Here is a 13,031-nt window from a genome sequence, read left to right as displayed (position 1 = left end):
GACAGTATGTATGACAAAAATTAAACTAACAGAAACAGAACTTGAAAACGTTAGAAAAAAGGGTTCAACTTTAATTAAAAAGTCAAACCCCATTATTTTTTAACTTACACACTTTGCGGGATAGTGTCATTATTTTGAAAATAAGTCGCTTTTTTTACAAACTGAAAGGGATTTTTTTGTTTTGCACATCTTGCAGCATCGTGTCAAAAAGTTAACCGATCACTGCTTAAATTAAGCTTTTATTCCTTAAATTAAGCTTTAAGTCGTTAAATTAAGCTTTTACTCCTTAAATTAAGGGTCACTACTCTTAATAACAGGCTTTTTGCTTCTTCGAAGAGGTTTTTTGCTTCTTCGAAGAGGTTATTTGCTTCTTCGAAGAGGCTTTTTGCTTGTTCGAAGAGGTTTTTTGCTTCCTCGACGAGGTTATCTACTTCCTCGAGGAGGTTATTTACTTCCTCGAAGAGGTTATTAACTTCCTCGAAGAGGTTATTAACTTCGCCAGCGGAGTTTTGAGGAGCAACTTTGAAGTTATTTACTTCCTCGAAGAGGTTATTTACTTCCTCGACGAGGTTATTTACTTCCTCGAAGAGGTTATTAACTTTCTCGAAGAGGTTATTAACTTCGCCAGCGGAGTTTTGAGGAGCAACTTTGAAGTTATTTACTTCCTCGAGAGACTGGACAGAATTTTGTGTAAACTCAAAAAATGCTTAATGTTTTATTTTGCATCTATTACCAAATATAATCAAAAACTGGTTTAAAATTAAACCTCAAGGTCACGAGACTTTGTGCAACAATGCAACCCAAACAACCTTTGGTGCAACTCGAATAACCCAATCGCACAGATTTGTAATACATGTCCAAAAACAAAATAAAAAAGTAATATACGAAGTTCGCAACTGACGAGAATCGGCTGAACGTTGGCGGTAACTCTAAAACGAAAGCAGAAAATTAGAACATTTTTTTAACAATTATCATCTATCCACTTGTACAGATAGTCAATAGTTAAACCCATACTAAACAGGTTAGTTCTTAGATGCAAAGAAGGTATATCTTTGTCTTTTTCACGATGAGTGATTGTACGCATACATCCTGGACATTTATAATGGTCATGAGATGCTTTTGTTCGCAGATACTTGCAGTCATGAGCTTTAAGGAATGCAACCCAATCCTTTGTTTTTACTGGTCTATTATTACCCATTCACAAAAAATTAGCAAGCAACTTTGTATTGCTTATTTTTTTTAATGGTTACGTTCTGTAGACCTTGTATTAGGCCATTTTCATCAACGTACAATTTGGAGAAATTTTTAGTGTGATAAGGAACTTGTGAAAATCCAAGTTTAGTCAATTCTGATTTTCTTTGTTCATGGTTCAATTTCATGAAATCTTCACAAAATGTTTCTATATTTTCGTCTAAAGAATCCATAGCTTCTTGTTCTGTAGAGCCATATCCACTTATCATCAGAGATGGTAAAATAGATACAAAATGATCTCCATCTTTTCCACTAATCACTGTTGCTTCAACAATTAAAACGGTACCTTTGATTCGTACTGTATCTTCTTCTGGTTGATTCTCAAGAGGAGTTTTTGTTAATTTAGACATAAATTAAAATATATAGTTGCATGAACATTTACTCTACAAATATAATTAAAAGTAGAAAATTAAAATTATTTATTCAAGAATCTTAACTTTTAAAAAAGAAGCCCGATAGCGCGGATTTGCAATCCGTGCCCATAAACAAAAATAAAAGCCCATTATGGAAATATAAAATTGTGCAAAAAAACACCTCCAACACAATTGATTTTTACTCAACCACGGGCGTAGTTGGGTTGTTTTGTATTCTTTTCTACTCAACCACGGGCGTAGTTGGGTTGTTTTGAATTCTTTTTTACTCAACCACGGGCGTAGTTGGGTTGTTTTGTATTCTTTTCTACTAAACCACGGGCGTAGTTGGGTTGTTTTGTATTCTTTTCTACTCAACCACGGGCGTAGTTGGGTTGTTTTGTATTCTTTTTTACCCCAGCTGCGCAAAGTCCCCCGACTTTGAGCAAGAATAAATAAAACAGAAAATAAACTGTTTGAACAGCTTTACCATCCACACCCACAAAAAAATCCCTCTTATATAGGGATTTATTCGTTACTGCTCTTTATCAATGTCTTCTTTATCCACTTGCCATTTTCTCAGTTTGTGCAGGCGTTCTTTCTCGGCAATTTCCTCGGCAGGAATTACCTTCAGGAACGATGGATGTTGCTCTATAGCATACTCTAGCTTTTCAACAATTTGTTCTATCGTTTCGTTGTCATAATCTATCTCTAGTGGTTCTTTGATAATAAACGATTGCAGGATATTTTTCTTCTTTAGTCGCAATCCTTTTTTGTCAAACGAACGACGAAAACCGTCAATAACTATAGGTACTACAATAGGTTTATGCTGTTTAATAATGTGTGCGGTTCCTTTTCTAACGGGTTTAAAAGACTTAGTCGTTCCTTGCGGAAAAGTAATCACCCAGCCGTCTTCGAGCGCCATTTTAATATTTTCGGTATCATTTGGGTTTACTTCTTTTTTTTCCGTAACGTCTTTTCCACCGGCACGCCACGTTCGTTCTACAGTAATCGCGCCTACATAAGCCATAATTCTAGGTAATATACCCGCCTTCATGGTCTCGCTAGCCGCTACATAATAAATATTCATCTTGGGTTGCCATAAATAACCAATGTTTTTTATACTGTCCTGCCTTCCCGAAAGACTAGCATTAAACACATGAAACATGGCTACAACATCGGCAAAATAGGTTTGATGATTGGATATAAACAACACGTTTTTTTCGGGCAACGTTTTAATGATTTCTGAACCATCAATTTGCAATTCGTTAAATCCACGATAACGTCGGTGTGTGATTACACCAAAAACTCGGATTAACCATTTTTTTACAAAAAGTATATGACCAAAAGGATTTCTCTTTACTAAACCCATACTATCTATATGTATTTAAGGACAGCAAATTTAAACAGTAAAACGTTATAAAACTAATTTCAAAGACTCTTTCAATTCGCTCATCATCATGGCGGTGGCACCCCAAATAAAATGCTCATTTACTTTAAATCCGGGCACTTCAATCGCACCAGCATAGGAAGTTTCCATCGTAACATGCTTTACAAGAGTGTCATCCAAAAAATCAGTGATAGGCAATTCTACAATACCCGCTACTTCCTCTTCTTGCAAAGTAAAATGGAGTTCGTTTTTGCTATAGCCCATAAAAGGATAGACCATAAAATTGCTTGGCGGAATATACACTTCGGTAAAAGGACGAACCACCACAATATGATTGGGATGAATGCCAATTTCTTCGTGTGTTTCTCTCACCGCGGTAAACTGAAGATTAACATCGTCATCTTCAACCTTGCCACCAGGAAAAGCAATTTGCGAAGAATGAACACCGTTATACGAGGTGCGCACTATCAACGCCAAATGGGTCAGACTTTTTTTGGGATAAAAAAGCATTAAAACAGCGGCTTTTCTTGGAGTTATCAATTCAAAATTGATGTTCTTCAACAAATCCAATCGATTAGCAGGTGCCATTTTTGCATGAGCTTTTGCTGCTGGTAGGGCAACATTTAATATTTTTGGCGCATGTTCTAAAAAGACATCAAAGTGCATGTTCATCAGTTTTGAACCATAAAGTTACTTTAAAAATAGAAAGCAATCCCATTTTACACCTATTAAATGTATAGCAAAGAAGAAACACTGCAAATTAAAAAAGAATTTTGGACGGCTTTCGCAGCCGCATATCCCAAAAAATGGTTGCTTTATGATACTAAAATTAAAGATGTTACTTTCAAGTTTTTTATTGATAACAAAAAAGCCCAAGTACTGTTAGACATTGAGCCCAAAGAGGAAGAAAAACGAAAAATATACTTCGAAAAAATAGAGTCGCTCAAAACCATTCTAATAGAAGACTATCTTCCCGAAGCTATTTTAGAACGCAATTTTTACCTCGAAACAGGAAAGGTAATCAGCAGAATTTGGGTAGAAAAAGGAGAAGTAAGTTTGAATAACAGAAAGTATTGGCCCGAGATTTTCGATTTCTTCAACGAAACGATGACACAATTTGAACTCTTCTTTTACGAATATGAGGATTACATTAAAGATTTAGAAACCAATACTTAACGCAGCACAACAGCGGTTACTACTTCTTTGCGCAACTCATCATTAATCATTTTGATGATTTTTTCTTTGCCAAAACTTAGTTCTTCTCTTAACACTGCCGATGTTAGCGACACATATAGCGTCGAACCTTTCAGCACGACCTCTTTGGTATAACTATTTACACCATTACCCATCAATGATTTCCAAGCCGCTTCTACATCAATTTTGTCCATGCCGCTTTGAAGTTTATTCGTTTGGATAAACTCTTTTAAAACATCGCCAATTGCGCTTTCGTTACTTAGTCTTTTTGCCATTTTGTTGCATTTATTTACTGCGTCAGTTCGCCACGCTCATATCAGTTTTATTTCAATGAAAATGGTTTGTATCTTTTATACGTATATTCCAAATTTGCTTTATTCTTCAATACCAAAGTAGAGTCGGCAATTTCAAGAATTTCTTCCTGCCATTTACCATAAGTCGTGTTATATTCTATAAAAAAAGCTTTATCTTTTCTAACAACTTTGATTAATTCTTTGATACCATTAGTGCTATAGGTTCCATTAAACTGTGGCATCAGTTTTTGACGAAAACCAGCGTTGTTCTTAAGTTCAAAAAAATCAATCGTTTCATTGATTTTGTAATCCTTGGTTTCGCCATTAGCCATTTCTACCTCTTTAATTTCCCAATAGCCGTTAATTTTTACCAAGTCTTCTTTTTTCACTTCAGATTGACAGGAAATCAGCAGAATTGTGAGCAGTAATAATCCAATTTTTTTCATTAGTCGCTTTTATTTGTTTTTTAAAGTCATATGCAATCGCCTTTTAATTATTGAAATTTGTTTTCAACAAACTAATTTTTAGTGGCGATGTCATTTTATCTTAAATATTGATTAGCAAATGCTTCTCTTAAATCATCAATAGAAATCAATTTTCCTTGTTGTTTTACATACCAAAACGTCCATCCATTGTTACTTTCTTTGCCCAAAACATGAGCACTTACCTTATGAATAGAACCGGCAAAACCATTACTTTCAATAGACGAATCGGCTTGAACTTGAGCAGTATGTTTTTCGTCTTTAGAAAAAAGAAAATCGCCGACCTTTATAAACTCTTTATCGATTAAATTGATGAAAGGTACTTTTGGTTTTTTGACTTCTACTTTATATTCCAATAAACTATCTTTTATAGGAATTATTTCCTTCAAACGATTATTGGCCACATCGATATAAAATGGTTCTCTTTCGAAAGCTATAAAATTTCTGCCTAGTTTTTTAGCAACCGCTGCCGTTGTACCGCTTCCAGAAAATGGATCGAGAACAATATCGCCCACATTGGAACTCGATAAAATTACCCGATATAACAGTTCCTCTGGTTTTTGAGTGGAATGAGCTTTTTGTCCGTTTACTTTCAAACGCTCTTCTCCTTGACAAATAGGAATGAACCAATCACTTCTCATCTGCAAATCGTCGTTCATTGTTTTCATGGAATGGTAGTGAAAAGTGTACTTCGATTTTTCTGATTTGGCTGCCCAAAGCATGGTTTCATGTGCATTATTAAATCGCGTTCCTTTAAAATTGGGCATCGGATTGGTCTTTATCCAAACGACGTCATTCAACATCCAAAAACCTAAATCTTGCAATGAAGCACCCACTCGAAAAATATTATGATAGGTTCCAATAACCCAAATACTGCCTGTATTTTTCAAAACTCTATGACATTCTTTTAACCAATCAGTGGTAAAGGCATCATAGATTTCCATGCTAGCAAACTTGTCCCATTCATCATCTACCGCATCGACTTTAGTTTGATTGGGTCTGGTTAATTCGCCATTCAATTGTAAATTATAGGGTGGATCAGCAAAAATTAAATCGACTGAATTGTCTGGAATTTGTTTTAACAAAGCAACACAATCGCCCTGATGAATGGAGTTTAAAGCTAATGAACCGATGGTTGACATGAAATTTACTTATTTCACAAATTTAAATTTTTAACTCCATAAAATCTCAAGAAATGAAATTAATGTTATCAACATTAAACTATTTTATACATTTAGGGTCTTACGACAAATAAAACACTGTTATGAAAAATATATTCCTTCTTTCGCTATTGGTAGTTTCTCTTTTTAGTTGTAGTTCTGACAGTTCTTCAACTCCCGAAGAACAAATGTATTTTCCACCCAATGATGGAAGTGCAACTTGGGAAACCAAAACCATAGCTGATTTGGGCTGGAACCAAAACGCGGTGCAACCACTTTTGAATTATTTGAATGAAACCAATACAAAATCATTCATTGTTTTAGTAAATGGAAGAATTGTCATGGAAAACTATTTCAACGGTCACAATGCAAGTTCGCCATGGTATTGGGCAAGCGCGGGAAAAACCTTGACAACAGCTGTCACGGGAATTGCTCAAGACGAAGGATTACTGAACATAAACAACAAAGTTTCAGATTATTTAGGAACAGGTTGGACCAGCGCACCGTTAGCAAAGGAAAATTTAATAACCGTTAAAAACCTGCTGTCGATGAATTCAGGGTTAAACGATGCACTAGGTGATAATGTTTCTCCAGCCAATTTACAATATGTAGCTGATGCAGGAACTCGCTGGGCTTATCATAACGTATACGTAAAATTACAAGATATTGTAGCAACCACTAGCGGACAAACTTGGCCCAATTATTTCAATACAAAATTAAGAGATAAAATAGGAATGACTGGCGGTGCGTGGCTCAATAGTGGTGAAGATTTGAGCGTTTATTGGAGTAATAGCAGAAGCATGGCTCGTTTTGGATTGTTATCTTTAAACAGAGGAAAATGGAATGGAACGACAATTGTAAATGAGAATTATTTTAACCAAGCAACCACAACTTCACAAACATTAAATCAAGCGTATGGTTATATGTGGTGGATAAACGGTACTTCTAGCTTTAGATTGCCTCAAACACAGTTCCAATTTTCGGGAGAAATAATACCAAATGCCCCAGCGGATATGTATGCGGCCTTAGGCAAAAATGATCAAAAGATATATGTTGTCCCAAGCAAAAAATTGGTCATCATTAGAATGGGTGAAGTAGCCAACCCATCCAACCCAACATTTGGATTATCTGGATTTGATAATGAATTATGGTCTAAGATTAATGACTTGTTCGAATAGCTATTTTCTATCTATTAATCGAATTACACCATAAACGAGAAGAATAAAAGCCAATAATCGCAAGCCCATAAAAATATTTGGGAAAGGTTTTTGTAAAAAATGACTAATTCCCACAAAACCTAAGGCTATTAAAATTAGTTTTATAGGAGAACCTTTTATAATATCTAAAACTTTGTTCATACTTCTATTTATTTAACGTATAAGTGAAAATCAAATTTAAACTTGAAAAACCTCCATTCTGCAAAGGCCCATACTGATTAAGGTAGTTTTTAGGAAAAGAGTATTCTAAGTTTATTGAATATCTATTATTCATAGTATAACCGCAACCTACAGTAAAAAAAAGTTGTAAACTAAAATCTTCAATAATACCTTCTCCTATAAGGATTTGATCACGATTGAATGTCTTTATATTTACCTCACCGTTAATTATTGATGACAAGCCCATAGAACCATCAACAAAAAATTTATTTCTTTCCGTTTTAAAGAAGGCGTGTCGATAACCTGCACTTAAGTTTAAGGAACTAAAATTTGAGGACATATCAATATCGGGGAAAAAAAAAGGTGGAGTGGTAGTAAATTCTGAAAAAATCGACGCCTGTTGATAAAAAAGTCTACCAAATATTTCAGCACGCTTGGAATTTGTACCAAGAACATTGCTCAATTCAAAACCAATCATAGGATTCACGAAATTATTATCTGATTTTAAATCAAATCTATTGTTAAAACCATACGTCGAAGTAAATGAGCTTGTTCCTATTAAAACTTTATAGTAAAACTTGTTTTTTTCACGATTGATATCAATATTTTGTTCGACCAATGAATTATTATTTTTATTGTATTTAATAAAAACAGGAACTAAACTTTTTTCATCATATTTTAACTTGAATACATCATTCATAGAAATAATATCTGATTCCATTTTTTCAAACAATGTTTTTCTGTACGCATTATTTTCTCTAATTTTATTTTCAAGGTTATACTTTCTGTATACTAACAATTCAGGTTTTACGTCATTTTCGCCCTTGATGTAATAAAAAACTTCGTCATCGATAGTTGCTTTGTAAAGCGAAATTTTTCCTTCAACTAAAACCTTTAGTAAAACTGACTTTGATTTCAAATTTGGTTCAGCACCAAAAATAGTTAAGGCATCTCGCTCTGCGGTCTGGTCGTAATCGTACTCAACATCATATCTTACGTATTTATAATCAGAACTAATTTTAAATTCTTTAATATTAGCTATCAAAACCTCGCCACTTGGACTATCAAACGAAGTTTTAAAAAAAATGCGGACCGGATTATTACTTGGAACCCTGTCCTCGATAAAACCTTCATTTTTAACATTATTTTGATCAATGTAGTAACCTGGAGAAAATTTTTTTTGTGAAAAAACAAAAAACGGAACTACAAGAAAAAAGAGAGAGAACATTCTCATAATTGAGCTTATTAAAATTAAAAAATCATATTATTATTTAAAAAAAGAGTCAACAAACTCGTGTTTATTAAACACTTGCAAATCTTCAATACCTTCTCCTACTCCAATATATTTTACTGGAATTTGAAACTGGTCTGAAATACCTATTACAACGCCACCTTTTGCAGTGCCATCTAATTTAGTTACAGCAAGGCAGGTTACCTCGGTTGCTGCGGTAAACTGTTTGGCTTGCTCAAAAGCATTTTGACCTGTTGAACCATCCAAAACTAATAACACATCGTGTGGCGCATCGATAACCACTTTTTGCATCACACGTTTTACTTTGGTTAACTCAGCCATCAAATTTACTTTGTTATGTAAACGCCCAGCTGTATCAATAATTACGACATCGGCATTTTGGTTAACCGCACTCTGCAATGTATCAAAAGCTACAGAAGCTGGATCGCTTCCCATTTGTTGTTTAACCAATGGAACTCCTACTCTATCGGCCCAAATTTGTAATTGGTCAATTGCTGCAGCACGAAAAGTATCAGCTGCACCAAGTACAACTTTGTATCCTGCTTTATTAAATTGATGGGCTAATTTACCTATTGTAGTTGTTTTTCCCACACCATTTACGCCCACGACCATTATAACATAGGGCTTTTTGTTTAGCGGAATGGTAAACTCAGTATCTTCACCTGATTTGGTTTCAGAGAGCAAACCAGCTATTTCTTCACGAAGAATGGCATTTAATTCGTCTGTTCCAAGATATTTGTCTCGTGAAACACGTTCTTCAATTCTTTCTATTATTTTTAACGTAGTATTCACGCCAACATCGGATGATACTAGAACTTCTTCCAGATTATCTAAAACTTCATCGTCAACTTTCGATTTTCCTGCAACGGCTTTAGTTAATTTAGAAAAAAATGAAGTCTTGGTTTGTTCCAAGCCTTTATCTAAGGTCTCTTTTTTTTCTGTTGAAAATATTCTTTTGAAAAAACTCATTGGTTATCGATTGAAAATTCTAAAATGTAACTTACCTGAGCGATCGTAATCAGGCGAAGCAAATATATAAAATAAAAAAGCTACTCTCGTTTGAAAGTAGCTTTGTTATAGAGAGTTGTTTAAATTATTTCTTATTAAGGAAACTATCAACTTCTTCGGGCGTCATGATGCTTTCTTGAAAAATGTATGCGCCTGTTTTTGGAGACTTAACCATTTTAATAGCTTTGGTTAATCTTTTTGAAGCTGTTTGTAACGATGCAACGGTTTTCTTTGCCATGTCTAATGAGTATTTACAATTTTATCAATCCCGAGAAAAATCAAACGAGAATGTATTAAAATTTTTAATTATTTAATTTCTTTATGAACAGTCATTCTCTTTAAGATTGGATTAAACTTTTTAATCTCTAGTCTATCTGGAGTATTTTTTTTGTTTTTGTTTGTGATGTAACGAGAAGTTCCAGGAAGACCTGTTCCTTTGTGCTCAGTACACTCTAAAATAACTTGTATTCTATTACCTTTCTTTGCCATCTTGCTTTATTTTTGTAGGAGTAGATTATTTAATAAATCCTTCGACCTTTGCTTTTTTCAAAACTGCAGCCAGTCCATTTTTATTTATTGTTTTAATAGTAGATGCGGCTACTCTTAGCGTAATCCATCTGTCTTCTTCAGCAAGATAGAAACGTTTTTTAACTAAGTTTACAGAAAATTTTCTCTTAGTTTTGTTCATAGCGTGAGAAACATTATTTCCTACCATCGCTCTTTTACCCGTAAGGTCACAAACTCTTGACATTATGTTTTCTTTTATCGTTATTCAATTCGAGGGTGCAAACTTAAGTAAAATAAATCAGTGTAACAAAAATATTATCGTAGATTTTTTCCTTTTTTTTAATTTGATTTTTATTGACAAATAAGTGAACCTTTTGTAAACAATTTTATTAACAATTTAATTTTGGTGTATTTCTATATTCAAAATTGCAGACTGAAGCATTTCTAATGCTTTATTTACGGTTCTATCAATGACTTTAACGCGTGGTTGGCCAAAATTAAATTCGGCAACAATAATATCATCGGGTGTTGCTATTGCAATAAAAACAGTTCCTAATTCTGATTTCCCATCTTCTTTACTTGGACCAGCATTTCCTGTTGTTGCAATGGCGTAATCAGTTTTCATCAATTTTTGAATGCCAATTGCCATTTCTTGGGCAACTTCGGCACTTACAACTGAATATTTATCGATTGTAGTTTGAGATACACTAAGTATGGAAACTTTGGTATCTGTTGCATAACTAACCACACTTCCTCTAAAATAATTTGATGCTCCTGCTACTGAAGTTAGTATTTGAGCAATTTTTCCACCTGTACAACTTTCTGCTGTGGAAATACTTTTGCCTTGTTCTTTTAACATTCTTCCCACAACGACTTCAATGGTTTCATCTTCATCAAATCCTACGATTATATCACCAATAATTTTTGATAATGTTTGAACCATTTCTTGAATGGTATTTTCTAGAATTTCTTTGTTTTCACCTCGAGCTGTCATCCTTAGTCGAACTCTTCCTGGACTTGGCAAATAGGCCAGTTTTATAAAGTCTGGAAGGTTGTTTTCCCATTGTTCTATTCGTTCTGCAATGATGCTTTCGCCTTGACCATAGGTCATAATTGTTTTATGAATAATATATGGTCTTTTGAATTCAGATGCAATTTTGGGAATGAGTTGCTCGCTTACAATTCCCCTCATTTCATAAGGAACGCCAGGCATTGAAACAAAAACGGTCTTTCCTTTTTTCATCCACATTCCGGCAGCAGTTCCGTAATTATTCATTAAAACTTGGGCTTTCGAAGGCAATAGCGCTTGGTCTTTATTAACTTGTGTTGGCGTAAAATTTAGCTTGTTAAATAATGCAACAATATGATTTTCTACTTCTTGATTTCTGACGTAAACATCTTCAAAATAATCGCAAAATGTTTTTTTTGTGATATCATCTTTGGTTGGACCTAAACCACCAGTAATTATTACCAATTCAACTCTGTCTTGCAAGGAAATAAAAGTGTCTATAATGTGATTTTTATCGTCGGAAATAGAAAGCATTTCGATGGTTTGCACACCTATTTTATCTAATTCTTTGGCAATAAAACTCGAATTTGTATCAATAATTTGTCCGATAAGGATTTCGTCTCCAATGGTGACTATAGCTGCTTTCATTAGTTAAAATGTAACTGATTTTAGAATATGTTTATAAAAATTCAAGTTGATGGTTCAATAGCCCCGATTGTAGTGGCACGAAGTAAAACGAAAAGCGGGAATTACTATTATTGATAATTCCCGAACCTTTTGCTTCAAATTTTATATTTCGAAATCTTTTTTAATTTCTTTAACCGCTTTTTCTACTTGATTTTGAATACTTTCAAAAGTGTCGACAATTTCTCTACGTTTGCCTTCTCTTTTTGTCCAAGCTTCTACTTGCAGAATTTCCTCAAATGCCACAGACATTCCTAATAAATCCAAACTTGGTTTTATTTTATGTGCATAGGAATAAGCTAGTTTGTGGTCTTTGTTTTTAATGCCTAAATCAATTTGCTTTATGTCCTCGGGAACTTCGGTTACAAATAACGTAATGATTTGCATAACAAATTCAGGATCGTTGTCTGAAAGTGCATATACTTTTGCTAAGTTGTAGTTTATTGCCATTATTTAATATGTAATCTTAATACTCTTTTATTTTCTATAAATCCTTCTAGATAATCATTTGGTGCTACTTTCGCAACGCCTTCAGGTGTACCTGTGAAAATAATATCTCCTTTTTTTAATGTAAAATATTGTGATACATAAGAAACTATATCATCAATTTTCCACAACATGTGACTTGTGTTTCCTTTTTGAACGGTCTTTCCATTATTAGTCAATTCAAAAGTAATATTTTCTAATGAACAAAAGTCAATTTTTGGAAAAAAGTCTCCAATTATTGCTGAACCGTCAAATGCTTTAGCTTTTTCCCACGGCAACCCTTTTTCTTTTAATTTGTTTTGAACATCTCTTGCCGTAAAATCAATTCCTAGTCCAATTTCGTCGTAATACTTATGAGCAAACTTAGTGTCAATATATTTTCCAACTTTATTTATTTTGACCAACACCTCAATTTCATGGTGAATTTCGTTACTAAATTCTGGTATAACAAATGGTGTTTTCTTGGGTAAAATTGCTGTATCGGGCTTTAAAAAAATGACAGGTTCTGCTGGTCGCTCATTGTTAAGCTCAGCAATGTGATTTACATAATTTCTTCCGATGCAAATTATTTTCATTTCTAAAGTGTTCA

The 13,031-nt window shown here is 33.9% G+C and carries 18 protein-coding genes; 3 read left to right on the top strand and 15 right to left on the bottom strand.

Annotated features, from left to right (window positions below):
• Window positions 1-389: 389 nt before the first annotated feature.
• A complete protein-coding gene (locus WFZ85_RS05560; RefSeq protein WP_342695295.1) occupies window positions 390-758 on the top strand; it encodes a hypothetical protein in 369 nt (122 codons plus the stop codon).
• A 450-nt stretch (window positions 759-1,208) separates the two neighbouring features.
• Here WFZ85_RS05560 and WFZ85_RS05555 read toward each other — a convergent pair whose 3' ends face one another.
• The 3 genes from WFZ85_RS05555 to WFZ85_RS05545 form a co-directional block, all read right to left on the bottom strand.
• On the bottom strand, window positions 1,209-1,601 hold the full coding sequence (locus WFZ85_RS05555) for a hypothetical protein (RefSeq protein ID WP_342695294.1): 393 nt from the start codon (window positions 1,599-1,601) through the stop codon (window positions 1,209-1,211).
• A 535-nt stretch (window positions 1,602-2,136) separates the two neighbouring features.
• Window positions 2,137-2,973 (bottom strand): lysophospholipid acyltransferase family protein, encoded by an 837-nt coding sequence (locus WFZ85_RS05550; protein WP_342695293.1) that lies wholly within the window; start codon window positions 2,971-2,973, stop codon window positions 2,137-2,139.
• A gap of 45 nt (window positions 2,974-3,018) precedes the next feature.
• Window positions 3,019-3,663, bottom strand: coding sequence for an NUDIX hydrolase (locus tag WFZ85_RS05545; RefSeq protein WP_342695292.1), 645 nt, complete (start codon window positions 3,661-3,663; stop codon window positions 3,019-3,021).
• A 60-nt stretch (window positions 3,664-3,723) separates the two neighbouring features.
• On the opposite strand from WFZ85_RS05545, the gene WFZ85_RS05540 reads away from it, so the two are divergent.
• Window positions 3,724-4,167 carry a DUF4268 domain-containing protein gene (locus tag WFZ85_RS05540; protein WP_342695291.1) on the top strand — a complete coding sequence of 148 codons (444 nt, stop codon included), beginning with the start codon at window positions 3,724-3,726 and terminating at the stop codon, window positions 4,165-4,167.
• Here the strand turns inward: WFZ85_RS05540 and WFZ85_RS05535 are convergent.
• The 3 genes from WFZ85_RS05535 to WFZ85_RS05525 form a co-directional block, all read right to left on the bottom strand.
• A complete protein-coding gene (locus WFZ85_RS05535; RefSeq protein ID WP_342695290.1) occupies window positions 4,164-4,460 on the bottom strand; it encodes a DciA family protein in 297 nt (98 codons plus the stop codon). The genes WFZ85_RS05540 and WFZ85_RS05535 overlap by 4 nt on opposite strands.
• 47 nt (window positions 4,461-4,507) lie before the next feature.
• Window positions 4,508-4,924: a hypothetical protein gene (locus WFZ85_RS05530; protein ID WP_342695289.1), complete on the bottom strand. Its 417-nt coding sequence runs from the start codon at window positions 4,922-4,924 to the stop codon at window positions 4,508-4,510.
• A 95-nt stretch (window positions 4,925-5,019) separates the two neighbouring features.
• A complete protein-coding gene (locus WFZ85_RS05525; protein ID WP_342695288.1) occupies window positions 5,020-6,102 on the bottom strand; it encodes a site-specific DNA-methyltransferase in 1,083 nt (360 codons plus the stop codon).
• A 122-nt stretch (window positions 6,103-6,224) separates the two neighbouring features.
• Here WFZ85_RS05525 and WFZ85_RS05520 point away from each other — a divergent pair, with 122 nt between their 5' ends.
• Window positions 6,225-7,298, top strand: a complete 1,074-nt coding sequence (locus WFZ85_RS05520) for a serine hydrolase domain-containing protein (protein ID WP_342695287.1) — start codon at window positions 6,225-6,227, stop codon at window positions 7,296-7,298.
• On the opposite strand, the gene WFZ85_RS05515 is transcribed toward WFZ85_RS05520, so the two are convergent.
• From WFZ85_RS05515 to WFZ85_RS05475, 9 genes are all read right to left on the bottom strand, one after another.
• Window positions 7,299-7,478, bottom strand: a complete 180-nt coding sequence (locus WFZ85_RS05515) for a hypothetical protein (RefSeq protein WP_342695286.1) — start codon at window positions 7,476-7,478, stop codon at window positions 7,299-7,301.
• Window positions 7,479-7,482: 4 nt separating this feature from the next.
• Complete coding sequence (locus WFZ85_RS05510) at window positions 7,483-8,730, bottom strand: hypothetical protein (RefSeq protein ID WP_342695285.1); 1,248 nt, start codon at window positions 8,728-8,730, stop codon at window positions 7,483-7,485.
• 33 nt (window positions 8,731-8,763) lie between these two features.
• A complete protein-coding gene (gene ftsY, locus WFZ85_RS05505; protein ID WP_342695284.1) occupies window positions 8,764-9,717 on the bottom strand; it encodes a signal recognition particle-docking protein FtsY in 954 nt (317 codons plus the stop codon).
• Between the two features lie 124 nt (window positions 9,718-9,841).
• Window positions 9,842-9,994, bottom strand: coding sequence for a DUF4295 domain-containing protein (locus tag WFZ85_RS05500; RefSeq protein WP_342695283.1), 153 nt, complete (start codon window positions 9,992-9,994; stop codon window positions 9,842-9,844).
• A 68-nt stretch (window positions 9,995-10,062) separates the two neighbouring features.
• The gene (gene rpmG / locus WFZ85_RS05495; RefSeq protein WP_035126304.1) at window positions 10,063-10,245 is read right to left on the bottom strand and encodes a 50S ribosomal protein L33; all 183 of its coding nucleotides are present in this window, start codon (window positions 10,243-10,245) and stop codon (window positions 10,063-10,065) included.
• Between the two features lie 25 nt (window positions 10,246-10,270).
• Window positions 10,271-10,507 carry a 50S ribosomal protein L28 gene (rpmB, locus tag WFZ85_RS05490; RefSeq protein ID WP_121313180.1) on the bottom strand — a complete coding sequence of 79 codons (237 nt, stop codon included), beginning with the start codon at window positions 10,505-10,507 and terminating at the stop codon, window positions 10,271-10,273.
• Between the two features lie 153 nt (window positions 10,508-10,660).
• Window positions 10,661-11,920 carry a CinA family nicotinamide mononucleotide deamidase-related protein gene (locus tag WFZ85_RS05485; RefSeq protein WP_342695282.1) on the bottom strand — a complete coding sequence of 420 codons (1,260 nt, stop codon included), beginning with the start codon at window positions 11,918-11,920 and terminating at the stop codon, window positions 10,661-10,663.
• 141 nt (window positions 11,921-12,061) lie between these two features.
• Complete coding sequence (locus tag WFZ85_RS05480; RefSeq protein ID WP_342695281.1) at window positions 12,062-12,406, bottom strand: Hpt domain-containing protein; 345 nt, start codon at window positions 12,404-12,406, stop codon at window positions 12,062-12,064.
• Window positions 12,406-13,017: a fumarylacetoacetate hydrolase family protein gene (locus WFZ85_RS05475; protein WP_342695280.1), complete on the bottom strand. Its 612-nt coding sequence runs from the start codon at window positions 13,015-13,017 to the stop codon at window positions 12,406-12,408. The genes WFZ85_RS05480 and WFZ85_RS05475 overlap by 1 nt, the downstream gene beginning before the upstream one ends.
• Window positions 13,018-13,031: the final 14 nt, after the last annotated feature.

Source organism: Flavobacterium aureirubrum, assembly GCF_038739835.1.
In the GTDB taxonomy this organism is placed as follows: domain Bacteria; phylum Bacteroidota; class Bacteroidia; order Flavobacteriales; family Flavobacteriaceae; genus Flavobacterium; species Flavobacterium aureirubrum.
The sequence above is the reverse complement of the archived record's forward strand: the minus strand, read 5'-3'. Positions and strand labels throughout refer to the sequence as shown.